The sequence below is a fragment of the Phaeobacter sp. B1627 genome (assembly GCF_006265095.1).
Lineage (GTDB): Bacteria > Pseudomonadota > Alphaproteobacteria > Rhodobacterales > Rhodobacteraceae > Epibacterium.
The window spans coordinates 23,365-48,589 of record NZ_VCNK01000013.1 but is presented as its reverse complement, the minus strand read 5'-3'; the positions used below and the strand labels follow the sequence as shown (position 1 = coordinate 48,589).

Genomic DNA, 25,225 nt, shown 5'->3' with positions numbered 1-25,225 from the left:
CGGTTCTTTGCCCTTCTCCTCCTGATAAGGCAAGAGGGTGCAACTCTCGCGTTAATAAATCAAGTTTAATTACTTATTGACAGTTTTCATGGAATCGCGCCTTAATGAGGGCAGGCGACGTCGAGGCTGGATGAGAACACCAGCGGGCGACGCAACATGACTTCAGTGTTCTTTGGGAGGAGACCATGATGAAATTTCTGCTGAGCACCATTGCAGGTGTGACCCTGATGACCGGTGCAGCGCAGGCCACCACCGCCTGTCTGATCACCAAGACCGACACCAATCCGTTCTTTGTGAAGATGAAGGAAGGCGCAACCGCCAAAGCTGAAGAGCTGGGAATGGAGCTCAAGACCTTTGCGGGTAAAATCGACGGCGACCACGAAACGCAGGTCGCGGCTATCGAAACCTGCATCGCGGATGGTGCCAAGGGCATCCTGCTGACGGCCTCTGACACGTCCTCCATCGTTCCGGCCGTGCAGCAGGCCCGCGATGCCGGGCTGGTTGTGATCGCGCTCGACACCCCGCTCAGCCCGATTGACGCGGCGGATGCAACCTTTGCCACCGACAATTTCCTCGCCGGTGAATTGATCGGCCAATGGGCCGCAGCGGCGCTGGGCGAGCAGGCTGCAACCGCAAAGATCGCCATGCTCGATCTGGCCGTCAGCCAACCCACCGTGGGTGTGCTGCGCGATCAGGGCTTCCTCAAGGGCTTTGGCATTGATCTGAATGACCCCAACAAATGGGGCGACGAAGATGACGCGCGGATCATCGGCAACGATGTGACCGCCGGCAACGAAGAGGGCGGCCGCAAGGCAATGGAAAACCTGTTGGCGCAGGATCCGATGATCAATGTGGTCTACACCATCAACGAACCCGCTGCCGCCGGTGCCTATGAGGCGCTGAAATCCATCGGTCGCGAAAACGACGTGCTGATCGTCTCTGTCGATGGCGGCTGCCCCGGCGTGCAAAACGTCAAGGAAGGGGTGATCGGTGCCACCTCGCAGCAATATCCGATGATGATGGCCGCCTTGGGCGTCGAAGCGATCCAGAAATGGGCCGAAGAGGGCGTGAAGCCGGAACCAACACCGGGCAAGGATTTCTTTGACACCGGCGTGGCGCTGGTCACCGACAAACCGGTCGAGGGCGTCGACAGCATCGATACCACAGAGGGCACCAACCTCTGCTGGGGCTGAGCCCCGCCCTCAGACCCGTCTGAACAAGAGCAGTGAGGAGGGGCGGCACCAAAAAGGGCCGCCCTTTTTCTTAACGCATTGCATAAAAACAATAGAGACCAGCCCCGAAACCGCGGGCGATTTGGAGGAGTGTCATGTCAACCCCGCAGAGCTACGAGGCCGCGGCTGCCGGAAGTCCGGAAACGGTGGCCGAATTCGATCACGGCCATCAAAGTTTCATCCAGAAATTCCAGCACGCCTTGCATGTGACGCCATCGCTGGTGCCGCTGATCGTGCTGATGCTGTCCATTGTGATCTTTGGGCTGTTGCTCGGGTCCAAATTCTTCTCACCCTTCGCGCTGACGCTCATCCTGCAGCAGGTGGGGATCGTCGGCATCGTGGCCTGCGCGCAATCGCTGGTGATCCTGACGGCGGGGATCGACCTCTCTGTCGGTGCGATCATGGTGCTGAGCTCGGTGGTGATGGGGCAGTTCACCTTTCGCTATGGCCTGCCGCCCGCCGTGGGCGTTGCCTGTGGACTGCTCTGCGGGACCGCCTGTGGTTTCATCAACGGCTGGCTGGTCGCACGTATGAAACTGCCGCCCTTCATCGTGACGCTGGGCATGTGGCAGATCGTTCTGGCCGGAAACTTCCTCTATTCCGCCAATGAAACCATCCGGAGCCAGGATATCTCTGCCAACGCGCCCTTCCTGCAGTTCTTTGGCGAGAAGTTCAAAGTCGGCGGCGCGGTCTTCACCTATGGCGTCCTGTTCATGGTGCTGCTGGTGCTGTTGCTTGCGTATATCCTGCGGCACACGGCCTGGGGGCGGCATGTCTACGCGGTCGGCGATGACAAGGAAGCAGCCGAACTCTCCGGTGTCGACACGGACAAGGTGCTGATCTCGGTCTATATGCTCTCCGGCCTGATCTGCGCCTTTGCGGGCTGGGCCCTGATCGGGCGGATCGGCTCGGTGTCGCCGACCTCGGGGCAGCTGGCCAATATCGAGTCCATCACCGCCGTGGTGATCGGTGGCATATCCCTCTTTGGGGGGCGCGGCTCGGTGCTCGGGACCTTCTTCGGGGCGCTGATTGTCGGTGTCTTCACGCTGGGGCTACGGCTTCTTGGGGCCGACGCGCAGTGGACCTATCTTCTTATCGGCGTCTTGATCATTGCCGCCGTCGCAGTGGACCAGTGGATCAGAAAGGTATCGGTATAATGCAACCTATTCTCAAAGGCCGCGGTCTGGTGAAACGCTATGGCCGGGTGACGGCGCTAGATCATTGCGATTTCGAGTTGATGCCGGGCGAGATCCTTGCGGTGATCGGCGACAACGGCGCCGGAAAATCCACCTTGATCAAGGCGCTCTCCGGTGCGGTGATCCCGGACGAAGGCACAGTGGAGCTGGATGGCAAACCGGTGAATTTCCACTCTCCCATCGACGCCCGCGAGGCCGGGATCGAGACGGTGTATCAGACGCTGGCCATGTCTCCGGCCTTGTCCATCGCCGACAATATGTTCATGGGGCGCGAATTGCGCAAACCCGGCTGGCGCGGCCAGGTGCTGCGGCAGCTGGACCGGGCCAGAATGGAAAATGTGGCCCGTGAAAAGCTGAACGATCTGGGGTTGATGACGATTCAGAACATCAACCAGGCGGTCGAGACCCTGTCTGGCGGTCAGCGTCAGGGGGTGGCCGTGGCCCGCGCCGCAGCCTTTGGCTCCAAGGTGATCATTCTGGACGAGCCGACTGCGGCGCTTGGTGTCAAGGAGAGCCGCCGGGTGCTGGAGTTGATCCAGGACGTCCGCTCGCGTGGTATTCCGATCATTCTGATCAGCCACAACATGCCCCATGTGTTTGAGGTTGCAGACCGCATCCATGTGCATCGCCTGGGCAAGCGGCTCTGTGTGATTGATCCGAAGCAACATGAGATGTCAGATGCGGTGGCCTATATGACAGGCGCGCGGGAACCGGATCCGGCCATGTCCGCGGCATGACCGCAGCGCCGAGTGACATGCGGGGTGCCGTCTCCGCAGGCGCCCCGTCAGAGGCCGACCTTCAGGCGCTCTGCGATACGGTGCTTGGGCGGCTTGACCTGAGCAGCGCGCGGCGGCAGCTGGTTGCGATTTCAGGAGCGCCGGGTAGTGGGAAATCCACGCTGTCCGCCCCCTTGGCGGCGGCGATGTCGGCCCGGGGAGTTGCGACCGAGGTGGTGCCGATGGATGGATTCCATCTCGACAACTCCATGTTGGCGCCGCGGGGGTTGCTGGAGCGAAAAGGGGCGCCCGAGAGCTTCGATCTCGACGGTTTTGCCCGTCTGTGCGCGGCGCTGAAGTCCTCGGAGCGGGTGGTCTACCCGTTGTTTGACCGCGCGCGCGACATAGCCGTGGCCGGAGCGGCAGAGGTCGGTCCCGGCTGCAGGGTGGTGATCGTGGAAGGAAACTATCTGCTGCTGGATGAACCGGGCTGGCGCGACCTGGCGGAGCTGTGGGACCTGTCCGTACGTCTTGTTGTGCCGGTGGAGGAGCTGGAAGCACGGTTGGTCCAACGCTGGCGGGACCATGGTCTGGACCAAGCTGCTGCACAGGCGCGGGCGCGGGGCAATGATCTTGCGAATGTGGCGCGCATCAATGCTGCATCCTTGCCGTCTGATCTGACGTGGCCGTGACTGGAAACCGGGGCAGTCTGGGCGTGTAGTGACATTCAGACTGGTTCGCCGTTTGATCTGATTATTCGGATTTTGTTGGTGGCGAGGGGCGCTGCCCCTCGCGCTCCCCGAGGTATTTTTGAAAAGATGAAGTGGAAAATTGCACCCCCGTCACGGCACCTGCGGTCACGGCCGGAGAAGGGGCCGGAGCCGGGGTGTCAAAACGGGGCCGCAGATGGCGGAGATCAGCCGCGTGGCAACTGGCTGGCGGCACGGGCCAGCTCCTCGATTGCGGCCCAATCGCCTGCCTCGACCAGTTTCGCAGGCGCAACCCAGCTGCCACCGGCGCAGATCACATTGGGCAGGCTCAGGTAGCTGTCGGCATTGGCCGGGCTGACGCCACCGGTCGGACAGAAGGAGATCTGCGGCAGGGGCGCGCCAATGGCCTTCAGGGCAGGGGCACCGCCAGAGGCTTCGGCGGGGAAGAATTTCAGCATGTCATAGCCCCGCGCCAGCAGCGCCATCGCCTCGGATGCGGTGGCCGCGCCGGGCAGCATCGCCAGACCTTCTGCCTCGGCGGCTTCCATCAGCACGTCGGTGGCCCCGGGCGAGACGCCGAATTTGGCGCCCGCCTCCAGTGCGGCGCGAATGTCGGCCGGGGTGACCAGAGTACCGGCACCGACGACGCCGCCTTCGACCTTGGCCATCTCGCGGATCACCTCCAGTGCGACGGGTGTCCGCAGCGTGACCTCCAGCGCGGGCAACCCACCCGCGACCAGCGCTTCGGCAAGGGGACGGGCGTGGGCAACGTCATGGACCACGAGTACGGGAACGATAGGGGCAAGGGCGCAGATCTCGCGCGCCTGTTTGCTGGCGTCCTGGGGCAGAATGGGCATGGATCAGACTCCAAATACGGTTGCGCCTGTATCGGCGGAAGTGACGGAATTTCGGAACAGGGCAAAGAGTTCGCGGCCGGTTCCGTGCTGATAGGCGGAGAGGTCGGCGGTGGTGGCCGGGCGGTCCATCACACCTTCGGTCAGCACCTCCAGCGTGCCGCTGACGGCGTCGACGCGGACCATATCGCCGTCCTGAAGCTTGGCGATCGGGCCGCCGTCCAGCGCCTCGGGGACCACGTGGATCGCCGAGGGCACCTTGCCGGAAGCACCGGACATGCGGCCGTCGGTGACCAGGGCCACCTTCTGGCCGCGCCCTTGCATGATGGACAGAAAGGGGGTCATGGAATGAAGTTCCGGCATGCCGTTGGCCTTCGGCCCCTGGAAGCGGACGACGATCACCACATCGCCTTCGTTCAGCTCGCCGGCCTTGAAGGCGGCCTTGGCCTCGTCCTGGTCATGAAACACGCGCGCAGGCGCCTCCACGATCCGGTTTTCCTCGGCGACGGCGGAGATTTTCATCACGCCGGTCCCGAGATTGCCCGACAGGCGCGCCAGCCCGCCGCTGGCCTGGAACGGATCGGAGGTCGGGCGCAGGATCTTGTCGTTGAGGCTCTCGCGTGTGCCCTGACGCCATGTCAGGGTGGGCCCGTCGAGGAAGGGCTCCATCAGGTAGGAGCCGAGGCCTTCGCCCGTGACCGTCTTGGTATCAGGATGCAGGAAGCCCGCGTCCAGCAGCTGGCCGATCATATAGCCCAGGCCGCCGCTGGCATGGAAGTGGTTCACATCCGCGAGCCCGTTGGGGTAGACGCGGGCCAGCAGCGGCACCACGTCGGAGATTTCCGAGAAGTCCTGCCAGTCGAGGATGATGCCGCCGGCGCGCGCCATGGCGATCAGGTGGATCAGTAGGTTGGTCGACCCCCCGGTGGCCATCAGCCCGGTGATGCCGTTCACGAATGCTTTCTCGTCGAGGATATCGCAGGTGGGGGTGTAGGCATTGCCGAGCGCAGAGAGCGACAGCGCCCGTTTGGCGCCTTCGCGGGTCAGCGCATCGCGGAGCTCGGTGCCCGGATTGACAAAGGAAGAGCCGGGCAGGTGCAGCCCCATGAACTCCATCAACATCTGGTTGGTGTTGGCGGTCCCGTAGAAGGTGCAGGTGCCGGGACCATGGTAGGCGGCCATTTCGGCCTTGAGCAGCTCGTCCCGGCCGACCTCGCCCTTGGCGAACTTCTGACGGATCTGGGCCTTTTCGTCGTTCGACAGCCCCGAGGTCATTGGTCCGGCCGGCAGGAAGACGGAGGGCAGGTGGCCAAACGCCTGCGCCCCGATCACCAGACCCGGGACGATCTTGTCGCAGACGCCGAGAAAGACAGCGGCGTCAAAGACATTGTGCGACAGGGCGATGCCCACGGACATGGCAATGCTGTCGCGCGAGAAAAGAGACAGCTCCATGCCGGCCTCGCCCTGGGTGACGCCATCGCACATCGCGGGCACGCCGCCTGCGACCTGAGCGGTGCCGCCGACCTCGCGCACGGCCTCCCGGATCAGCATCGGGTAGGTTTCAAACGGCTGATGCGCCGAAAGCATGTCGTTATAGGCGGTGACAATGCCGAGGTGACCGCCGGTGCCGCTGGCCAGCGTGTCCTGATCCTCGCCGGTGGCGGCATAGGCATGGGCCTGCCCGGAGCAGCTGAGGTGGGCGCGGGCCGGACCCTTGAGGCTCGCGGCACGCATCCGCGCCAGATAGGCGTCACGGGTGGGGGCGCTGCGTTCGATGATACGGTCAGTAACGGCGGCGAGCGTGGCGTGGAGCGTCATGGCGTGCCTCTTTTCGGTCAGTTCGATTGCGTGTCACGGGTCTCTGGGCGGGCTTTGATCGGGGTGCCCCGGTCAGGGGTATTGATCAGGGGCGTTGGTCAGGCGCCGATGGGGCGCCAGCGACGACCATCGCGGTGCAGCAGCAAAAGCGCATCCTCCGGACCGGAGCCGCCCTGATCATAGGGCTGCGGCTCCCGGGTGGAGTCGTCCCATGCGGTCACGATGGGATCGGCCCAGGCCCAGGCGGCCTCGACCTCATCGCCGCGCATGAACAGGGTCTGGTTGCCGCGGATCACATCCATGATCAGCCGCTCGTATGCGTCCTGCGGGCGTCCGGCCTCGGGCAGGCTGTCGGCAAAGGTCATGTCCAGATCCGCGCTGGTGAGGCGCATGCCGCCGGGGCCGGGGTCCTTGATGGTGGTCTTGAGCGTGATGCCTTCGTCCGGCTGCAGCCGGATCACCAGCATATTGCCGTCGATCGCATTGTCCTCGCCAAAGATGTTGTGCGGCGGCTTGCGGAAGTAGACTGCGATCTCCGAGACCCGTTGGCGCAGGCATTTCCCGGTCCGCAGATAGAAGGGCGTTCCCGCCCAGCGCCAGTTGGCCACCTCGACCTTCATCGCGACAAAGCTCTCGGTGCGCGAATGCCGGTCGCCGGCATGATCAAGGTAGCTGTCGCCGCCTTCCTTGGCCCGGTACTGACCGCGCACGATATTGTCGATCGGCGTCGCCTCCAGGCTTTCGATCACCTTCAGTTTCTCGTTGCGAACCGCGTTGGGTTCAAAGGTGGAGGGCGGCTCCATCGCGGTGAGGCAGAGGAGCTGCATCAGGTGGTTCTGCACCATGTCCCGCATGGCGCCGGATTTGTCATAGTATTCGCCACGCCCGGCGACGCCGATGCTCTCGGCGACGGTGATCTGGACATGGTCGATGTGGTGCGAATTCCACTGCGGCTCAAACAGCGAGTTGGCAAAGCGCAGGGCCATCAGGTTCTGCACCGTCTCCTTGCCGAGGTAGTGGTCGATCCGGTAGATCTGGTCTTCGCGGAAATGGGCCCGCAGCGCGGCGTTTAGCGCCTGAGCCGAGGCCAGATCGTGGCCAAAGGGTTTCTCGACCACGATACGGCTTTCGTCATCCGCGATGCCGGTCGCCTTGAGCTGACCGGCGATATCCCCAAACAGGCTGGGCGCGACCGAAAGATAGAAGGCGCGCACGACCCCTTCGCGCAGCTTGGCACCGAGATCGGACCAGCCACCGTCACCACGGGCATCGACCGACGCATAGTCCAGCAGCGCCAGAAACCGGTCGACATCGGCCTGGTCCTCTTTGGGGACGCCGCCGAATTCGGTCAGCGCGTCGCTGACCAGGGTCTGAAATCCGGCCTGATCCATCTGGCTGCGCGAGGCACCGATGATGCGGCAGCTTTCGTCGAACTGGCCGATCTGGAACCGGTGGAACAGGCTGGGCAGGATTTTGCGCCGCGCAAGGTCGCCGGTGGCGCCGAAGAGGACGAAATCGAAACTGTCTACGGGGATGACGCGGGATACCATTGGGGTGTCGTCCTCTTGTCTGGCTTTGGTGTCTGATGTGTCGTGTCTGAATGCTCAGCCACGGGGTATGGGTTGGGTCACGTGTTCAGTCTGGCGAGCAGGCCACGGGTGGAGCCGTCTTTTGCGGAAGCATCGCCCCCCTCGACCATGGGCAGAAGGCCGGTCGCCAATTCCTTGCCCAGCTCAACGCCCCATTGGTCAAAGGAATTGATGCCCCATATCGCGCCTTCGGTGAAGACCCGGTGTTCATATAGTGCGATGATCTGCCCAAGCACGAAAGGTGTGAGTTTCGGATAGGCCAGCGTGACCGACGGGCGGTTGCCGGGGAAGGCAAGGTGCCCGGCCATACGGTCCGCATCGGCCCCCTCAAAGCCCCGGCTCTCGGCGATTTTGCGGGCCTCAGTGTGGGACCGTCCCAGCATCAGCGCCTCGGATTGGGCGAGGCAGTTCGCCTTGAGGAGATTGTGCTGATGCCCGAGGTCGCTTTCGTGACCTTCGGCCGCAATCAGGAATTCCGCCGGGATCGCCTGTGTGCCCTGATGCAGCAGCTGGTAAAAGGCGTGTTGGCCATTGGTGCCCGGCTCGCCCCAGACAACAGGGCCGGAGCTGCGCGGCAGCGGGGTGCCGTCCAAAGCGACCGATTTGCCGTTGGATTCCATGTCGAGCTGCTGCAGGTAGGCGGGCAGGCGGGCCAGCCGCTGATCATAGGGCAGCACCGCGCGGGATCCGTAGCCGCAGATGTTGCTGTGCCAGATGCCGATCAGCCCCAGAAGCGCAGGCAGGTTCCGATCAAGCGGGGCGGTGCGGAAATGGGTATCCATTGCAGCCGCGCCCTGAAGAAAGGCGCGAAAGTTGTCCGGGCCGACTGCGATCATGATCGGCAGGCCGATCGGCCCCCACATCGAATAGCGGCCGCCGACCCAGTCGGCAAAGCCAAACACGCGCGAGTCGGGAATGCCCATGGCGGCGGTCTTGTCCATTGCGGTGGACACGGCCGCCAGATGGCCGGAGACGTCCTGTCCCAAGGCGGACTGCAGCCAGGAGATCGCGGTCCTGGCATTGGTCATCGTTTCGATCGTGGTGAAGGTCTTGGAGGCGATGATAATCAGCGTCGTCGCCGGATCAAGACGGTTCAGCACGTCATGGATATGGGCACCGTCCACGTTGGACACAAAATGGCACTGCGGCCCGTCGTGATAGGGCGCGAGCGCCAGCGTCGCCATCGCCGGACCAAGGTCAGAGCCGCCGATGCCGATGTTCACCACATCGGTAAACGCCGCGCCTGAGGCGGTGGTGTAGCTGCCGGTCCGCAATGCGGTGGAAAACGCGCCCATCCGGCTCAGCACGTCCTGAATGGCGGGCACGACATTTTCCCCGTCCACCGTGATTTCGGCGTCCTCAGGTGCACGCAGGGCGGTGTGCAGAACCGCCCGGTCTTCGGTGGTATTGATCTTTTCCCCCGACATCAGCGCGTCGATGCGGCCCTTGAGGCCGGCTTGATCGGCAAGCTGCAGCAAAAGCGTGCGCGCCGTGCCATCCAGCGCGGTTTTGGAATAATCCATCAACAGACCGTCGACCTCGGCCGAGAAGCCGTCAAACCGGGCGTTGTCCGCGTCGAACAGTGATGCAATCGGTGTGGCTTCGGTGGTGGCGCGGTGGGCGGTGAGTTGGTGCCAAATATCGCTCATCGGATCAGCTCCTTGTGGGTCTCGGGCGTTGGACAGAAGAGGCCTGACCTTGGCGCAGGGGGCTCAGGGGGTGAGTCTCTTCGCCTATATGCCAAGTTAGCGCTAACAATTCCAGTTCTATTTCTCAAGTGTTACAATGCCATGTCAGGGCGCGCGCAGGAAGGGGCGCACAGAAGGGCCGGTCTGTCGTCATTGCCCGCATGGACTGGATTTCCCGCTTGTCCCTACCTTGAAACTATATGGCACGGGGGCGGAGACGGACCAACAGGAGATCTGACTTTTTCACAGCCTGTGTGAAGCGGTTCATATTTCGGGCGCGGCATCGGGTGTATCAAAGTCCTATCGAAGGGCGCTTTTGCGCGCTCAGCTGTCGGAGGACATTGATATGATTCAGCACATTAAAACTGTTGCCCTCGTTGCCCTGATTGCGGGCGTCTCCCTGTCCAAGGCCTATGCCGCCGAGGGAGGGTGTCACAGGGCGTCCCATGCCATCCATCAGGACGTGACCGCCGGGCTGTGACAGCCGGGATCGCCGCCGGGCCGTTGGGTTTTGCAGCCGGCCCGTCATGATGTGGTACCGCGTGACGCTTTTCCCCTGACGCCCCCGCCGCCTGATGACGCTCCCTGACGACAGGTCTATCGGATGTCCCTGCGGTCAGAACAGTTCTGCGGCTTCAGGATCAGGCCCGTTCTTCGGCAACCGCAGGCGCGTCGATGCCGCCGATCTCGCAGAGGTGGCGCACCACGTCCTCCACCCCTTTGCCATGGCGCAGGGCGGTGAAGACAAAGGGCAAGCCGCGCCGCATCCGGGTGGCGTCACGCTCCATCACCTCGAGCGAGGCGCCCACATAGGGGGCCAGATCGGTCTTGTTGATGATCAGCAGATCTGACCGGGTGATGGCAGGGCCACCCTTGCGCGGGATCTCCTCGCCTGCGGCCACGTCGATCACATAGAGCGTCACATCCGCCAGTTCCGGCGAGAATGTCGCAGAGAGATTGTCGCCACCGGATTCGATCAATACGATTTCGATCTCGGGGTGGCGCGTGCGCATTTCTGCCACTGCGGCGAGGTTGATCGAGGCATCCTCGCGGATGGCTGTATGCGGGCAGCCGCCGGTCTCGACCCCGATCACCCGATCCTGGGGCAGGATCTGCTGGCGCATCAGCGCTTCGGCGTCTTCCTGGGTATAGATGTCATTGGTGATGACACCGATGGAGTGGTGATCCTTGAGGGCGCGGGCGAGCTGCGCTGTGAGGGTGGTCTTGCCTGCGCCCACGGGGCCGCCGATTCCAACACGCAGAGGGCCGTTGTGTGATGTCATGAGCGAAAGATCCTTGAGTATTGGGTTTCGTGCCGCATGGAGGCGATGTCGGCGGCAAATGTTGCGCCATGCAGATCGTCGAGATCACCGGCCAGGGCAGCCCGGGCCGTCTCGCAGATTTCGGGCGCAAGCGCTGCGAGGCGCTGCTGTGCCTCGAGCTGCCCGAGTGACAACAGCCGCTGACCGGCTGCGATGAGGTTGGAGGTGAAGGCCTGAAGATACATCTGCAGGGTCAGCTCCAGCGGGATGTCATGGCGCCGGGCTGCATGGCCAACCGCCACCGGATAGGTGAGCGCGCCAGCATCATCGCCCCAGATCCCGGCAGTGGTCTGGCAGAAGGCGGCGCCCTGCAGATCGGTTTCCCGCAGGCGTTCGGCCGAGGGGCAAAAGGCGCGGGCCGTGCTGTCTATCTCTGCCAGCTCCTCCTGCGTTTCGGCGCGATAGGCGCAGGCAAGCAGCTGCGCGTCGGAGCGCGCGCCGCCATGAGACAGCAAATCCGCGAGCCAATCAGAGAGAGTGGCCCCCGTCGTGACCATCCCGGCCTCGACCGCGCCCTCCAGCCCGTGGGAATAGGCGAATGCCCCGACCGGATAGGCAGGCGAGAGCCATTGCATCAACAGCAGCGTCCCGTCAGTGGTCATGCGGGCGGCCATGTGCGTGCGCGTGGCTGTGGTCCGTGGCGTGGCTGTGGCTGCCATCGTGATGGGTATGGCCATGTTCATGGGAATGGGTGCGGCCGTGACCATAGGCCCCGCCTTCCGGCGTGAACGGCTCCTCCACCTCCTCGCAGTGGGCGCCAAGATGGTCCAGCATCGCACGGATCACGTGATCGCGCTGGATCAACAGGCGGGTCTCTTCGATCTGACAGGGGGTGTGGCGGTTGCCGATGTGCCAGGCAATGCGCGGCAGATGGTCCGCGGTGACCGACAGAAGCGGTTCGGATGCGGCCAGAACGGTGACTTCGCCGCCGCCCTCCAGGCATAGAACCCCACCATGGTCGAGCGATGTGGTCTGCGGCAGGTCCACCAGCAGGCGGTCGCCACTCTCGCAGGTCAGAACCTTGCGGCGCAGGAAGCGTCCGTCATAGTCCAGCACCACGCTGTCGTGGGGCGCATCCTCATGCGCATGGGCGTGGTAGTGGCGTGCGATCAACCGGGGGGCGCTCATGTCCGGCCCCCCTGGCTGCGATATGGAATGTCCGATTGAACGCGATGGCTCAGAGGGACATTCAGAGGTACATGATGTCGCCAAACACGTGCTTGACCACGTCGTCGCGTTTCATGCCGCGTGCGGCCAGCTCTTCGTCCGACAGGGCCATCAGGGTCCGTGCGCGATCCACCCGGTAGTTTGCTTCGCCCATTTTCACCATGCCATTTCCGATTGCACGGAAGAAGCCAACGATGAGGGCCAGCGGGTTGAAGGTCGAGGCTGTTTGCGCGTTCGAAGTATATGCCATTTGGGAATGCTCCTGTGTTCGAGGTTTCGTCTCCCGTGGCATCTACATAGCCGCATCGCAGCAAATAGGTTAGTAGTGCTGACGCATTTCCGTCATGCATCAGAGGCAACACTGTGGGGTGTGTTGAAAATTCGCGCATTATTTCAAAGCCCTGATCGATTTCGGGTCTGTCCCGTCTCCGGATCCGCACAGAGGCGGATGCACAGAAAACGGGCAGTTGGATGGCCGGGCAGCGGCTGCCCCTGCCTGTTGTGGTGACACTAGAACAGGAAATACCGCTGCGCCATTGGCAGTTCGGTGGCGGGCTGGCAGGTCAGCAGCTCGCCGTCGGCCCGGACCTCGTAGGTTTCGGGATGGACCTCGATTTGGGGGGTCGCATCGTTGAGCTTCAGCGCCGATTTGCCGATCCCGCGGGTGCCTTTGACCGCCAGTGTCTGTTTCGCCAGACCGAGGGTCTTGCCGATGCTGGCGGCCTGCGCCGCTTCGGACACGAAGGTGACGGCTGAATTCTCGACCGAGCGCCCATAGGCCCCCCACATCGGGCGGGAATACACCGGTTGCGGTGTCGGGATCGAGGCATTCGGATCGCCCATCTGGGCGCAGGCAATGGTGCCGCCCATCAGCACCATCTCGGGCTTCACGCCAAAGAACGCCGGGTTCCAGAGCACCAGATCCGCGCGTTTGCCCACTTCGATCGAGCCGATCTCATGCGCGATGCCATGGGCAATTGCCGGGTTGATGGTATATTTGGCGACATAGCGGCGGACGCGGAAATTGTCGTTCTCGCCGGTTTCATCCGCCAGACGTCCGCGCTGTTTCTTCATCTTGTCGGCGGTCTGCCAGGTGCGGATGATGACCTCGCCGACGCGGCCCATGGCCTGGCTGTCGCTGGCGATAATCGAAAAGGCGCCCATGTCGTGCAGGATATCCTCTGCCGCGATGGTTTCGCGCCGGATGCGGCTCTCGGCAAAGGCCACGTCCTCGGGGATCGACTTGTCGAGGTGGTGGCAGACCATCAGCATGTCGAGATGTTCCTCGAGCGTGTTCACCGTGAAGGGGCGGGTGGGGTTGGTCGAGGAGGGCAGCACATGTTCCTCGCCACAGATCTTGATGATGTCCGGCGCGTGGCCGCCGCCTGCGCCTTCGGTGTGAAAGGCGTGGATCGTGCGGCCCTTCATGGCGGCGACCGTATGCTCGACAAAGCCGCTTTCGTTGAGCGTGTCGGTGTGGATCATCACCTGCACATCCATCGCATCCGCAACGCCGAGGCAGCAGTCGATGGCGGCGGGCGTGGTGCCCCAGTCCTCGTGCAGTTTCAGGGCGCAGGCACCGGCGTTGACCTGTTCTTCCAGCGCGGCCGGCAGCGAGGCATTGCCTTTGCCTGCGAAGGCGAGGTTCATCGGAAACGCATCTGCGGCCTGCATCATACGGCCAAGGTGCCAGGCACCGGGGGTACAGGTGGTGGCCAAAGTGCCATGGGCCGGCCCGGTGCCACCGCCCAGCATGGTGGTCAGGCCGGAATGCAGCGCGTCCTCGATCTGTTGCGGGCAGATGAAATGAATATGGCTGTCAAAGCCGCCCGCCGTCAGGATCCGCCCCTCGCCCGCGATGACCTCGGTGCCGGGGCCGACGATGATGTCGACGCCGGGTTGCGTGTCCGGATTCCCGGCCTTGCCGATGGCCGCGATGCGCCCGTCGCGAAGCCCCACATCCGCCTTGTAGATACCGGTCCAGTCCAGGATCAGCGCATTTGTGATGACGGTATCGACCGCCCCGGCGGCACGCGTGGCCTGGGATTGCCCCATGCCGTCGCGGATCACTTTGCCGCCGCCGAATTTGACCTCTTCGCCATACATCGGCGCATTCTGTCCGGCCGCAAGCGCGGTCAGGTCGCGCTCGACCTCGATGATCAGATCAGTATCGGCCAGCCGCAGCTTGTCCCCGGTGGTCGGGCCATACATGGCAGCATAATCGGCGCGTGAAATTTTTGCAGGCATTGGTCTCTCCTGATGAGACGGGGGATCTGTCGGGCGGATGGCTTTGGGGCGCGTTCGGGCGTGGCGCTGGTGGGCGCTAGAGCGCCCCCATCACCTTTGCGTTGAAACCATAGATCTTGCGGGCGCCGCTGATCGGGATCAGCTGCACTTCGCGGCGTTGGCCGGGTTCGAACCGCACGGCAGTTCCGGCGGCGATGTCCAACCGCAGGCCATGGGCGGCGGCCCGGTCGAACTCCAGCGCCGGATTGGTCTCGGCGAAATGATAGTGACTTCCCACCTGAACCGGGCGGTCCCCGGTATTGGCAACCATCAGTGCGATGACCTCGGCGCCTTCGTTGAGGATCAGATCCCCGGCAGCCGGCAGGAGTTCCCCGGGGATCATTTGCGGCCCCGCATCAGGCTGACGCATCCGAGGACCACCACCGCAACCAGGGCGAGGGCGAGCCAGACTTCGGCGCCGTGGGGGTGAACATGCGCGCCGCCGTGGGCGAGTGCGGGTCCCGCAGTGAGCGCGAGGGCAGGGACGAGAGCGGTCAATGGTTTCATTTGGCGTTTCATCCGGAAACTCTCCTGTCTGGATCTATCGAATGGGGTTGTGCACGGTCACCAGCTTGGTGCCGTCGGGAAAGGTGGCCTCGACCTGAACCTCGTGGATCATCTCGGCAATGCCCTCCATGCATTGATCACGGGTGACGACCTCGGCGCCTTCCTGCATCATCTGCGCCACCGAGCGCCCGTCACGGGCCCCTTCGACCACGGCATCGGTGATCAGCGCGATGGCTTCCGGGTGGTTCAGTTTGACACCACGCGCCAGTCGCTTTCTGGCGACTTCGGCAGCCATGGCGACCAGCAGTTTGTCTTTTTCTCTGGGGGTCAGGTTCATCGGGTCCACACTTTCATGAGGTCACAGGTCATGGGATCACAGGTCATGAGGTCACAGTCTCCAGCAGCGGGGCAGGCCGCCGTCGGTCAGGCGATCAAGAAGGGGCAGAAGGCTCTGGCGCAGGACGAAACTGTCCACCGCCAGCAGCCTCAGGTGAAGAAGGTCGGGCGCCAAAAGGGAGGCGCCGCCAATCGCGGTGCCACCGGACGGCAATGCGGCCCGGATCCAGTCGAGGGTCGCCTCGGCGTCGGGCGCGGCCAGCACCAGCGTCGCCATCGCCCCCGAGGGCGCGGACAGACCGCCCCCCGTGGCAGCACCCGCAAGGGCGGCGGCAAGGTCGCCGCGCACGCGGATCGCGTCATGATAGATGCGCCGGTCGCCGCGATAGATGTCGATCCGGTCCTGAAACCGCGCCGAGGTCAGGCGTTCGCCCATGGCCGCCCGGCCAAAGACCACCGGTTCGGCCAGCAAGAGCCGCGCATCCGACCCCAGATCCACCCGCAGGCGCCGGTCAAAATCACAATTCTGAAACAGGATGGTTTCCTGCGGCACCCAGGTGAGACGCGCCCCCTCGGCAACGGTCAGTGTCGTCTGCACCCGACCCGTTTGGCCGGGCTGAGCCCGATAGGCGCGCTCGGCCGCCTGGGTGGTGAGGGTCAGCTGGCTGTTGGGGCCTGCACTTGCATCAAGGGTGAAGCGATCTCCGCCAGTGATGCCGCCGGCCGTGTTGACCATGACAGCCTCCACCGGGGGGCGGCCGCGCGGGAACAGCAGTTTCAACGCTCCGGCCTGATGCAGCTGGTCAATCGCAACGCAGCCGTCGGCCCGGCATTTCGTCGACACCGAGGCACGTCCGACGGCGCGAGGTTGTTCCTCTGCCGGTTGCGCATCCTGGGCGTCCTGTGCCGTGATCCTGGCCAAGCTGTTGATCTGTTTTCTCCCCCTGGGTCGCCCGCGCTGCTGGTCCATATACCTGCACCATACCTGCACCGGGAGCGGTTCACCTTGTTTGACCGTCTTTTCCCAGTCTCGTCGCGATACTGCCATTTTCTACCGCAAAATTGCGACAGCTGATGGCTGTTCTGGTGAATTTTGCGGCGTTTCCCGCAAAATCTGCTCATGAATTGGGCATGTGTGGATTTCGCCAGGGTCGCTCCCGTCGCGCAATTGCAAAGCTGCGCGACGCTGCTGAAACCTTGGCGGGTCGGGGGGCGGATAGACATCCGGAAGAGATGTCACAAGCGTTTCGACCTGATTGGAAAGATGTGTGGCGACCGTATGAATTGCACCTCGGTCGGGCCGCCACACTCAATACGCAACAACAGTTGCAGGGAGGCAAAATATCGTTCCGCGGCCCCCGGGGCAAGCGTTCGTTATTTGCGTGCCCTGCATGGAGGGATCTATGACGTTTCTGAATAAAACCGCTGCCAGCGCGCTGGCGCTGACCATTGGCGCCGGCGCTGCCATGGCCGCCGATTGCCCGATCAAAGTGGGTGTTTTGCACTCTCTGTCGGGCACCATGGCAATTTCCGAGACCACCCTGAAGGACACCATGCTGATGCTGGTGGCCGATCAGAACGAAAAAGGCGGCCTGCTGGGCTGCGAACTGGAGGCCGTGGTGGTCGATCCTGCGTCCGACTGGCCGCTCTTCGCCGAAAAAGCGCGCGAGCTGCTGAGCGTGCATGACGTTGACGTGATCTTTGGCAACTGGACCTCTGTCAGCCGCAAATCGGTGCTGCCGGTGATCGAAGAACTGAACGGGCTGTTGTTCTATCCGGTGCAGTATGAAGGTGAGGAATCGTCAAAGAACGTCTTCTACACCGGCGCTGCCCCGAACCAGCAGGCGATCCCGGCGACCGACTATTTCCTGGATGAGCTGGGCGTGGAGAAATTCGCTCTGCTGGGCACCGACTACGTGTATCCGCGCACCACAAACAATATCCTCGAAAGCTATCTGAAAAGCAAAGGCATCGCCGAGTCCGATATCTTTGTGAACTACACGCCCTTCGGTCACTCCGACTGGTCCAAGATCGTCTCTGACGTTGTGGCGCTGGGCGCGGACGGCAAGAAAGTTGGCGTGATCTCCACCATCAACGGCGATGCCAACATCGGCTTCTACAAGGAGCTGGCCGCGGCTGGCATCTCTGCCGATGACATCCCCGTCGTGGCCTTCTCGGTCGGCGAGGAAGAGCTGTCGGGGCTTGATACCTCCAATCTGGTCGGGCATCTGGCCGCTTGGAACTACTTCCAGTCCGCCGATACCGAGGCCAACGCGGGCTTCATCGACAAATGGAAGACCCTGATGGGCGAAGAGCGGGTGACAAATGACCCGATGGAGGCCCACTATATCGGCTTCAACATGTGGGCAAACGCGGTCACAGCCGCTGAAACCACGGATGTCGATGCTGTGCGGACCGCGATGTACGGGCAGGAGTTCCCGAACCTGACCGGCGGCACCGCCGTGATGCTGCCGAACCACCACCTCGCGAAACCCGTGCTGATCGGCGAAATCCAGGAAGACGGCCAGTTTGATATCATCTCCGCGACCGATCCCGTGCCGGGCGATGCCTGGACCGATTTTCTGCCCGACTCTGCGGTCCTGAAATCCGATTGGAAAGACCTCGGCTGCGGCATGTACAACACGGCCACCGAAACCTGCGTGCAGATCAAATCGAATTACTGATCTGATCCTCACCTGAGGGACATTCACCCGGGCGGTACTGCGGCCCGGGTGATGCAAACATGACCCCCGGACGAACCGGGCGGCAATAGGGCCGGATCACCACCCATGACACATCTCATTCGCGTCTGCCGCATTTTGATCTGCGGTGCGCTGCTGGCCCTGGCACAGGTCGCTTCGGCGCAGGACACCACGGCCGAACCCAGGGTTGAACCCAGCGCCGAACTCAGCGCCGAACCAGCGCTCACCCAGACCGAGCCCGGCATCGGCCCATTGCAATCTGTTCTGCAAGAAGAGGCCGCGCTGATCACCAAGGCGTCGCGCAAGACAATCGGGCCGGTGATTGATCACATCCTATCCTCTGAATTGCCCGGCGTGCCTGCCTTTTTGTCCGCCTGGCAGAACAAACGCATCTGGCAGCGCAAATCCGACGGTCTGTTTTTTGTCGCCGGCGAAACCGGCGACCGGAGTTTCGTGCTGACGGATCTCGACAGCGATTCAGTGGTCGGCGACTATCCCAAGGACGCATTGGTCCAGTTGAAACCGAACAGTGGCGTGCGCGGGCTGATTGCCACCGCGCTGGTACAGTTTCAATTGTCCGATCCCGACCGGGCCACCCGCGAAGAGGCCCTCGTCGCGATTGAGCGCCGCCCCGGTCCCGATCTGCTGCTGCCGCTCAGGGCGTCCGTCGCTGCGGAGCCCGACCCGGATCTGAAGGCACGCAAGATGCGGATCGAGCGGCTCCTCAGCATCGCCTATGATCGCGATCCCAAGGAACGGATCGCGGCAATAGAAGCGATGTCACATGATCTCGGTGTTGACGTCCGCGCGGCCCTGAACCCGCTGGTTGCCACCACGCTGACCACCGCCGCGACGCTTCCCGACGACCGGAATGTCGCGCGGGTGCTGGCGCCGGGCAGCCCGCAGCTGGACCGGCTCGCAGCCTATGACATGCTGGTCGCCGAAGATCTCGCCCCGCCGCGGCGATCTTCGGCAGAGATTAAGACCCTGCTGGCAACTCATATCGACGGCGGCCGCGTCGGCGGGGTTCCCGTTGCGCAACTGTCGGACCCGGAGGCACGGGTGACGGCCTATAGCGCGCTTTTCGCGGCTGGGCTGGTGCCGCCACGGGTGTCGGACGCCGATATCGACAATGCACTCGCCTCACATGTTTTCTTTGAAACCTACGCCGAGCCCGACCCGGCGGTGACGGATGCGGCAGAGGCGGCGCTTGCGACGATTGCAACGCGGGTGGGGCTGAACCAATCACTCGATCTGGGATTGGATGCGATCTCGCTCGCGTCGATCTACTTCCTTGCCGCCATCGGTCTGGCCATCACCTTTGGCCTGATGGGGGTCATCAATATGGCCCATGGCGAGTTCATCATGATGGGGGCCTACACCGGATATGTGGTGCAACAGGTGATCCCCAATCACACAGTCTCCATTCTGGTTGCGATCCCGCTGGCCTTCGCGGTGACCTTTGCCGCCGGTGTGGCGATGGAGCGTCTGGTGATCCGCCACCTCTACCACCGCCCCCTCGAAACCCTTCTGGCAACATTCGGGATCTCCATCGCCTTGCAGCAGCTGGCCAAGAACCTCTTCGGCACCCAGGCCCGCCCCCTGACCGCGCCCGGCTGGCTTGACGGGGCGCTGGTCTTGAATGACGTGGTCGCGATCAGCTACATCCGCATTGCGATCTTTGTGCTGGCGTTGATCTTCCTCGGCTTCTTCCTCTTCCTGATGAAGCGCACGCGCCTTGGCCTGGAAACCCGCGCGGTCACGCAAAACCCCCGCATGGCGGCCTCGATGGGCATCAACCCGGGCCGGGTGAACATGCTGACCTTCGGGCTTGGCTCCGGCATCGCAGGCATCGCGGGCGTCGCCATCGGGCTCTATGCCAAGGTGACGTCGGAACTGGGGGCCGACTATATCGTGCAAAGTTTCATGACCGTGGTCGTCGGCGGGGTTGGCAATATCTGGGGCGCCCTTCTGGGCGCGACAATGATCGGCACCCTGCAGAAGGGGATCGAATGGCTGAACCCGTCAAACACACTGGCGGCGCAAACCTACATGATCATCTTCATCATCGTTTTCATCCAGTTCCGGCCGCGTGGCATCATCGCCCTCAAGGGCCGGGCGGCGGGGGACTGACCATGAGCCTGAACTGTCCTGTTCATCTTTTTCAAAATACCTCGGGGGGCGCGGGGGGCTGGCCCCCCGCAGGCAAGGATCACAGACATGCGTAAGTCCTTTGTTGCACAAAACCCATCAGTCTTGGTCTTCCTGATCTGCCTTTCCCTCTTCACGGTGGTGGTCACCGTCCTGGCCGAGGGCTTCGGCGTCGGAGCCCTCTCCACCAGCTTCATCAAGACCCTGGGCAAAACCCTGTGTCTGTGCCTGGTGGCGATCGCCATGGATCTGATCTGGGGCTATTGTGGCATCCTCAGCCTCGGCCATTTCGCCTTTTTTGGGCTGGGTGGCTATATGGTGGGCATGTGGCTCATGTATGCCCGCACCGAGATCATCGTCGAAGGCGCTCTGGCGCAGGGGGATATACCTCCGACCCCGCAGGAGATTATCGACGGTATCGGAAATCAGATCTTCGGTGTCGTCGGGAGCTCGGATTTTCCGGTGGTCTGGACCTTTGCCGACAGCCTTATGAGCCAGCTTCTGTTGGTGCTTGTGGTGCCGGGCCTGTTGGCGCTGGTCTTCGGCTGGCTGGCATTCCGGTCCCGCGTGACCGGCGTCTACCTGTCGATCCTGACACAGGCGATGACATTGGCCTTGGCCCTGTATCTGTTCCAGAACGACAGCGGCCTGCGCGGCAACAACGGGCTCTCGGGTCTGCAGAACCTGCCCGGTGTCACCGCACCGCAGTCGGCGGTCTCCCTGTGGTTTTTCTGGGCTTCGGCTCTGGCTTTGGGAGCCGGTTATATCCTGAGTGCCTGGGTGGTCTCGGGTAAATTCGGCTCGGTCATTCGCGGCATTCGCGACAATGAGGCGCGGGTGCGGTTCCTGGGCTACCCGGTCGAGAGCTTCAAGCTGATGTTGTTCACCCTGACAGCCATGATCGCCGCCGTGGCAGGGGCGCTCTACTATCCTCAGGCAGGGATCATAAACCCCGCAGAAATTGCGCCGATTGCCTCGATCTATCTTGCGGTCTGGGTCGCCATTGGCGGGCGGGGCCGACTTTACGGGGCCGTGCTCGGGGCGGCTTTTGTGTCGCTGGTGTCGACCTGGTTCACGGGGGGGCAGGCACCGGATATCAATCTCGGGTTTTACACGGTGCAATGGGTGGATTGGTGGCAGGTGATCCTGGGATTGTCTTTTGTCCTGGTGACGCTGTTTGCGCCCAAGGGCATCGGCGGTCTTTTTGATCTGCTCAAACGCGAGGACAAGGCATGAGCCAGATGAACACGCTGCTGGAGGTGTCTGGCGTCTCGGTGTCCTTTGACGGGTTTCGCGCCATCAACAACCTCAGCTTCCAGATCGGCCCTTCAGAACTCCGGGCGGTGATCGGGCCGAATGGCGCGGGAAAGACCACCTTCATGGATATCGTAACCGGCAAGACCCGTCCGGACGAAGGGCGAGTGCTCTGGGGCGAAAAATCCATCTCCCTGCTGGCCCTGAACGAGGCGCAGATTGCCCAGGCCGGGGTGGGGCGAAAGTTTCAGAAACCCACCGTGTTTGAAGAGCAGTCGGTGCGCGAAAACCTGATGATGGCGCGTCGTGCGCCGCGCAGCTGGTGGGCGGTTCTGACCTTTCGCGCCAGCGCGCAGGATAGAACCCGCGTCGAGGAACTGGCACAGGAAGTCGGGTTGCAGGAACACCTGGACCGGGTGGCCGGTGAGCTCTCTCATGGTCAGAAGCAATGGCTGGAGATTGGCATGCTGTTGGCACAGGAGCCACGGCTCCTGCTGGTCGATGAACCGGCCGCCGGCATGACACCGCAGGAGCGGGAGCATACCACTGATCTGCTGGTGGAGGCTGCCAAGACCCGGGCTGTGGTGGTTGTTGAGCATGATATGGAGTTCGTTCGCCGCCTCAATTGCAAGGTCACCGTTCTGCATGAGGGATCTGTACTCGCCGAAGGCGGTCTCGACCATGTGACCGCCAACCCTGACGTCATCGACGTCTATCTGGGACGTTAACAAGATGCTGGATCTGAACAATATCACTCTGCACTATGGTCACAGCCAGATCCTGAAGGGGATTTCCATGCAGGCCCAGCTGGGTGAGGTGACCTGTGTCATGGGCTGCAACGGGGTTGGGAAGACCTCGCTGATGAAGGCGATTACCGGCACCCATGCACGCTCGGGCGGGACGGTTTCACTGGACGGCGAGATCCTCGGCGTGCTCCCGGCCCATGCGCTGGCGCAGAAAGGGATTGCCTATGTGCCTCAGGGGCGCGACATTTTTCCGTTGCTGACGGTGAAGGAAAATCTCGAAACGGGGTTCTCCTGCCTGCCAGCCAGCGAACATCACATCCCCGATCAGGTGTTTGAGCTGTTTCCGGTGCTGAAAGACATGATCACCCGGCGCGGCGGCGATCTGTCCGGCGGGCAGCAACAGCAGCTGGCGATTGCCCGCGCCCTGATCACGCGGCCGAAATTGCTGGTTCTGGACGAGCCGACAGAAGGGATCCAGCCCAATATCATCACTCAGATTGGCGAAGTGATCAGCCTGTTGCGTGACCAGGGCGAGATGGCGATTGTGCTGGTGGAACAATATTTCGACTTTGCCTATGCGCTGGCGGACCGCTTTGTGGTGCTGCGCCGCGGGGAGGTGGTGCTGGCAGGCCGCAAAGGCGAACTGGCGCGTGACGATTTGCTGGAGGGCGTGTCGGTCTGAGATGCGGCGGTGGCGCTCCCGCCCGTGCTGCCTGCATTGAATATGCAGACATCCCCGTTGGGCGTGGCAGCGCGCCTGCGGCGCGCTGCCCGGCGCGCATGACCGGGCGAGATGACCCCATGCGGGCCGGGCCGCCCAAGACGCTGGGGAGCGCCTGCGGGGACAATCTGTCGCGGTCCTGAAAAACATGTGGCTGTCCGGGCTTGGCCTCGCCGCTTCGGCTCGGGTATGGAGGGCGTTGAATTGACCCCTACATCCCGAAAAGGACGCCCCTCATGACTCCGCTTCAAGGCCTCAAGGTGGTGGAACTCGCCCGTATTCTCGCAGGTCCCTGGATTGGCCAGTCGCTGGCGGATCTTGGCGCTGATGTGGTGAAAGTGGAAAGCCCCGAGGGGGACGACACCCGGCGCTGGGGACCGCCGTTTATCGAGCGCGACGGTGACAGCACGGCCGCCTATTACTACGCAGCCAATCGCGGCAAACACTGCGTTACGGCGGATTTCCGCACGGACAAAGGGCAGGCGCAGGTGCGGGATCTGGTGGCAGGGGCCGACATTCTGATCGAGAACTTCAAGGTGGGGGGCTTGAAGAAATACGGGCTGGACTATGAGAGCCTGCGCCTGATCAACCCGCGCCTGATCTACTGTTCTGTCACGGGTTTCGGTCAGGACGGACCCTATGCGAGCCGGGCGGGATATGATTTTCTGCTGCAAGGCATGTCGGGCTTGATGTCGGTCACGGGGGCGCCGGACGGGGAGCCGCAGAAGGTGGGGGTTGCCATCACCGATATCGTCACGGGCCTATACGGCACCATCGGCATTCTGGCGGCGGTGGAGCAGCGCCACCGCACAGGCCTCGGGCAGCATATCGACATGTCGTTGCTGGACTGCGCGACGGCGATGCTGGCAAATCAGAACATGAACTACCTGACCACCGGCACCAGCCCGACGCGGATGGGCAATGAACATCCCAATATCTCACCCTATCAGGTGATGGCTGTGCGCGACGGCCATGTGATCCTTGCGGTCGGCAATGACGGCCAGTTCACCCGTCTCTGCGATGTGCTGAATCTGGGCGGCGTGAAAACGGACCCCCGGTTTCAGAGCAATCAATTGCGGGTTGCGAACCGGGACGATCTGACCCCGATGCTCGGCGCGGCCCTGGCGCAATGGGAGCAGGCGGCGCTGCTCGCCGCGCTCGAGGAGGCGACTGTGCCAGCGGGGCCGATCAACAGCATCGGTCAGGCCTTTGACGACCCGCAGACGATCCACCGGGGGATGCAGATTTCGCCGGAAGGCGTGCCGGGGGTGCGGGGGCCATGGGTCTTTTCAGAGGCCGAACTGGCGCTGGAGCGTTCGGCACCGGTGCTGCCGCGACAGGACGACTGAGCAGCATCCGCTACTGATTGCGATGCCGTCCACACTGCGATCTCAACACAGGGACCTCAAAACAGCGGCCTCAGCGCGGCGGGAATGTCTCGACGGCGAGGCACAGGGGCGTGTCCTCGCCCAGCAGGCGGCGCACCTTCGGGTCGAGACGGGGGCTGTCCTGGGGTAGGGCGCCTGTGGCGGCGACGGCCTCGCGGGCGGTGACTTTCTCCTCCAGCCGTACCCAGACCGTGCGGGCGGAAAACGGGCGACGACTGGCCCCGGCAGAAACCCCGAGCGTCAGCCCCTGCAGGTATGAGATCTGATGCGGGTGTGCGGGCATCAGAATGGTCTCTGATATGGCGCTGGTGGCGTTGCGGGGACGTTCGCAGAGGCAGATCCGCTCGCCGCGCAGGCTCGCCAGCCCCTGATAGGCACTGCGTTGGCGGATACTGCCGTCACGGGCGCTGGCGCGTTCGAATGTATGGCTCATGACATAGCCGTCGGCTTCTTTCAGGCGGACCAGCGCGCGCAGAACCTGACCGGGCCAGGTGGGCGTGCGGTAATAGGAATGATAGCTCCCGAGGAACCGGCGCATGTGTCGCGCCTGTCCTGCAAAACCCTGCCCCAGATGCAGCAGCGGCGCGGGCAGCCTGGTTTCACTGGCACGGCTGCGGTGGGCACATAGGGACGCGTGATCGCCAAGCAGATCTGCTTCGCTCAGGTCAAAGTGCCGCGCAATACGGCGCAGGTTATGGGCCGAGGGCAAGCCCGCCCCGGAGAGGTATCGATTGAATTGCTGTCGGTTCAGACCGATCTCGCGGCAGACCTGCGCGATGGAGGTCGCCTCGGCACAGAGAAACCGCAGGTTCCGGGAAAACTCGCTGCTCATCACTGTCCCT

The 25,225-nt window shown here is 63.0% G+C and carries 25 protein-coding genes; 11 read left to right on the top strand and 14 right to left on the bottom strand.

All coding sequences use genetic code 11. The features are described 5' to 3' along the window. The first annotated feature begins 185 nt into the window (after positions 1–185). From FGE21_RS07660 to FGE21_RS07645, 4 genes are all read left to right on the top strand, one after another. A complete protein-coding gene (locus FGE21_RS07660) occupies positions 186–1,193 on the top strand; it encodes a sugar ABC transporter substrate-binding protein (protein ID WP_139662708.1) in 1,008 nt (335 codons plus the stop codon). 134 nt (positions 1,194–1,327) lie between these two features. Next, positions 1,328–2,389: an ABC transporter permease gene (locus tag FGE21_RS07655; protein ID WP_139662707.1), complete on the top strand. Its 1,062-nt coding sequence runs from the start codon at positions 1,328–1,330 to the stop codon at positions 2,387–2,389. Beyond that, a complete protein-coding gene (locus tag FGE21_RS07650) occupies positions 2,389–3,165 on the top strand; it encodes an ATP-binding cassette domain-containing protein (RefSeq protein ID WP_139662706.1) in 777 nt (258 codons plus the stop codon). Before FGE21_RS07655 ends, FGE21_RS07650 begins: the two co-directional genes overlap by 1 nt. After that, positions 3,162–3,836 (top strand): nucleoside/nucleotide kinase family protein, encoded by a 675-nt coding sequence (locus tag FGE21_RS07645; RefSeq protein ID WP_370285542.1) that lies wholly within the window; start codon positions 3,162–3,164, stop codon positions 3,834–3,836. Before FGE21_RS07650 ends, FGE21_RS07645 begins: the two co-directional genes overlap by 4 nt. Before the next feature lie 224 nt (positions 3,837–4,060). On the opposite strand, the gene eda is transcribed toward FGE21_RS07645, so the two are convergent. The 4 genes from eda to pgi form a co-directional block, all read right to left on the bottom strand. After that, positions 4,061–4,711 carry a bifunctional 4-hydroxy-2-oxoglutarate aldolase/2-dehydro-3-deoxy-phosphogluconate aldolase gene (eda, locus tag FGE21_RS07640; protein ID WP_139662705.1) on the bottom strand — a complete coding sequence of 217 codons (651 nt, stop codon included), beginning with the start codon at positions 4,709–4,711 and terminating at the stop codon, positions 4,061–4,063. A gap of 3 nt (positions 4,712–4,714) precedes the next feature. Further along, complete coding sequence (edd, locus tag FGE21_RS07635) at positions 4,715–6,526, bottom strand: phosphogluconate dehydratase (protein WP_139662704.1); 1,812 nt, start codon at positions 6,524–6,526, stop codon at positions 4,715–4,717. Between the two features lie 98 nt (positions 6,527–6,624). After that, a complete protein-coding gene (zwf, locus tag FGE21_RS07630) occupies positions 6,625–8,076 on the bottom strand; it encodes a glucose-6-phosphate dehydrogenase (protein ID WP_139662703.1) in 1,452 nt (483 codons plus the stop codon). A 77-nt stretch (positions 8,077–8,153) separates the two neighbouring features. Continuing rightward, entirely contained in the window at positions 8,154–9,764 is a 1,611-nt protein-coding gene (gene pgi, locus FGE21_RS07625; protein ID WP_139662702.1) for a glucose-6-phosphate isomerase, read from the bottom strand. Between the two features lie 385 nt (positions 9,765–10,149). Here pgi and FGE21_RS20345 point away from each other — a divergent pair, with 385 nt between their 5' ends. Further along, positions 10,150–10,284 (top strand): hypothetical protein, encoded by a 135-nt coding sequence (locus tag FGE21_RS20345; protein ID WP_255731423.1) that lies wholly within the window; start codon positions 10,150–10,152, stop codon positions 10,282–10,284. A 160-nt stretch (positions 10,285–10,444) separates the two neighbouring features. Here FGE21_RS20345 and ureG read toward each other — a convergent pair whose 3' ends face one another. The 9 genes from ureG to FGE21_RS07580 form a co-directional block, all read right to left on the bottom strand. Next, a complete protein-coding gene (gene ureG / locus FGE21_RS07620) occupies positions 10,445–11,086 on the bottom strand; it encodes an urease accessory protein UreG (RefSeq protein ID WP_139662701.1) in 642 nt (213 codons plus the stop codon). After that, a complete protein-coding gene (locus tag FGE21_RS07615) occupies positions 11,083–11,727 on the bottom strand; it encodes an urease accessory protein UreF (RefSeq protein WP_139662700.1) in 645 nt (214 codons plus the stop codon). Before FGE21_RS07615 ends, ureG begins: the two co-directional genes overlap by 4 nt. Beyond that, positions 11,717–12,253, bottom strand: a complete 537-nt coding sequence (gene ureE, locus FGE21_RS07610) for an urease accessory protein UreE (RefSeq protein ID WP_139662699.1) — start codon at positions 12,251–12,253, stop codon at positions 11,717–11,719. Before ureE ends, FGE21_RS07615 begins: the two co-directional genes overlap by 11 nt. 61 nt (positions 12,254–12,314) lie before the next feature. Next, positions 12,315–12,542, bottom strand: a complete 228-nt coding sequence (locus FGE21_RS07605) for a DUF1127 domain-containing protein (protein ID WP_139662698.1) — start codon at positions 12,540–12,542, stop codon at positions 12,315–12,317. Between the two features lie 260 nt (positions 12,543–12,802). Continuing rightward, on the bottom strand, positions 12,803–14,539 hold the full coding sequence (gene ureC / locus FGE21_RS07600) for an urease subunit alpha (protein WP_139662697.1): 1,737 nt from the start codon (positions 14,537–14,539) through the stop codon (positions 12,803–12,805). 76 nt (positions 14,540–14,615) lie between these two features. Beyond that, positions 14,616–14,921: an urease subunit beta gene (locus FGE21_RS07595; protein WP_139662696.1), complete on the bottom strand. Its 306-nt coding sequence runs from the start codon at positions 14,919–14,921 to the stop codon at positions 14,616–14,618. Then, complete coding sequence (locus FGE21_RS07590; RefSeq protein WP_139662695.1) at positions 14,918–15,097, bottom strand: hypothetical protein; 180 nt, start codon at positions 15,095–15,097, stop codon at positions 14,918–14,920. Before FGE21_RS07590 ends, FGE21_RS07595 begins: the two co-directional genes overlap by 4 nt. Before the next feature lie 22 nt (positions 15,098–15,119). Next, on the bottom strand, positions 15,120–15,422 hold the full coding sequence (locus FGE21_RS07585; protein WP_139662694.1) for an urease subunit gamma: 303 nt from the start codon (positions 15,420–15,422) through the stop codon (positions 15,120–15,122). Between the two features lie 51 nt (positions 15,423–15,473). Further along, complete coding sequence (locus FGE21_RS07580) at positions 15,474–16,343, bottom strand: urease accessory protein UreD (protein WP_255731422.1); 870 nt, start codon at positions 16,341–16,343, stop codon at positions 15,474–15,476. A gap of 481 nt (positions 16,344–16,824) precedes the next feature. On the opposite strand from FGE21_RS07580, the gene urtA reads away from it, so the two are divergent. From urtA to FGE21_RS07550, 6 genes are all read left to right on the top strand, one after another. After that, positions 16,825–18,105, top strand: coding sequence for an urea ABC transporter substrate-binding protein (gene urtA, locus FGE21_RS07575; RefSeq protein WP_139662692.1), 1,281 nt, complete (start codon positions 16,825–16,827; stop codon positions 18,103–18,105). 105 nt (positions 18,106–18,210) lie between these two features. Next, on the top strand, positions 18,211–20,256 hold the full coding sequence (gene urtB, locus FGE21_RS07570; RefSeq protein WP_139662691.1) for an urea ABC transporter permease subunit UrtB: 2,046 nt from the start codon (positions 18,211–18,213) through the stop codon (positions 20,254–20,256). An 87-nt stretch (positions 20,257–20,343) separates the two neighbouring features. Then, the gene (gene urtC / locus FGE21_RS07565; RefSeq protein ID WP_139662690.1) at positions 20,344–21,510 is read left to right on the top strand and encodes an urea ABC transporter permease subunit UrtC; all 1,167 of its coding nucleotides are present in this window, start codon (positions 20,344–20,346) and stop codon (positions 21,508–21,510) included. A gap of 5 nt (positions 21,511–21,515) precedes the next feature. Beyond that, complete coding sequence (gene urtD / locus FGE21_RS07560) at positions 21,516–22,256, top strand: urea ABC transporter ATP-binding protein UrtD (RefSeq protein ID WP_139662772.1); 741 nt, start codon at positions 21,516–21,518, stop codon at positions 22,254–22,256. Positions 22,257–22,260: 4 nt separating this feature from the next. Then, on the top strand, positions 22,261–22,956 hold the full coding sequence (gene urtE, locus FGE21_RS07555; protein ID WP_139662689.1) for an urea ABC transporter ATP-binding subunit UrtE: 696 nt from the start codon (positions 22,261–22,263) through the stop codon (positions 22,954–22,956). A gap of 275 nt (positions 22,957–23,231) precedes the next feature. Then, positions 23,232–24,344, top strand: a complete 1,113-nt coding sequence (locus tag FGE21_RS07550) for a CaiB/BaiF CoA-transferase family protein (protein ID WP_139662688.1) — start codon at positions 23,232–23,234, stop codon at positions 24,342–24,344. Between the two features lie 70 nt (positions 24,345–24,414). Here FGE21_RS07550 and FGE21_RS07545 read toward each other — a convergent pair whose 3' ends face one another. Then, positions 24,415–25,215, bottom strand: a complete 801-nt coding sequence (locus FGE21_RS07545; protein ID WP_139662687.1) for a helix-turn-helix transcriptional regulator — start codon at positions 25,213–25,215, stop codon at positions 24,415–24,417. Positions 25,216–25,225: the final 10 nt, after the last annotated feature.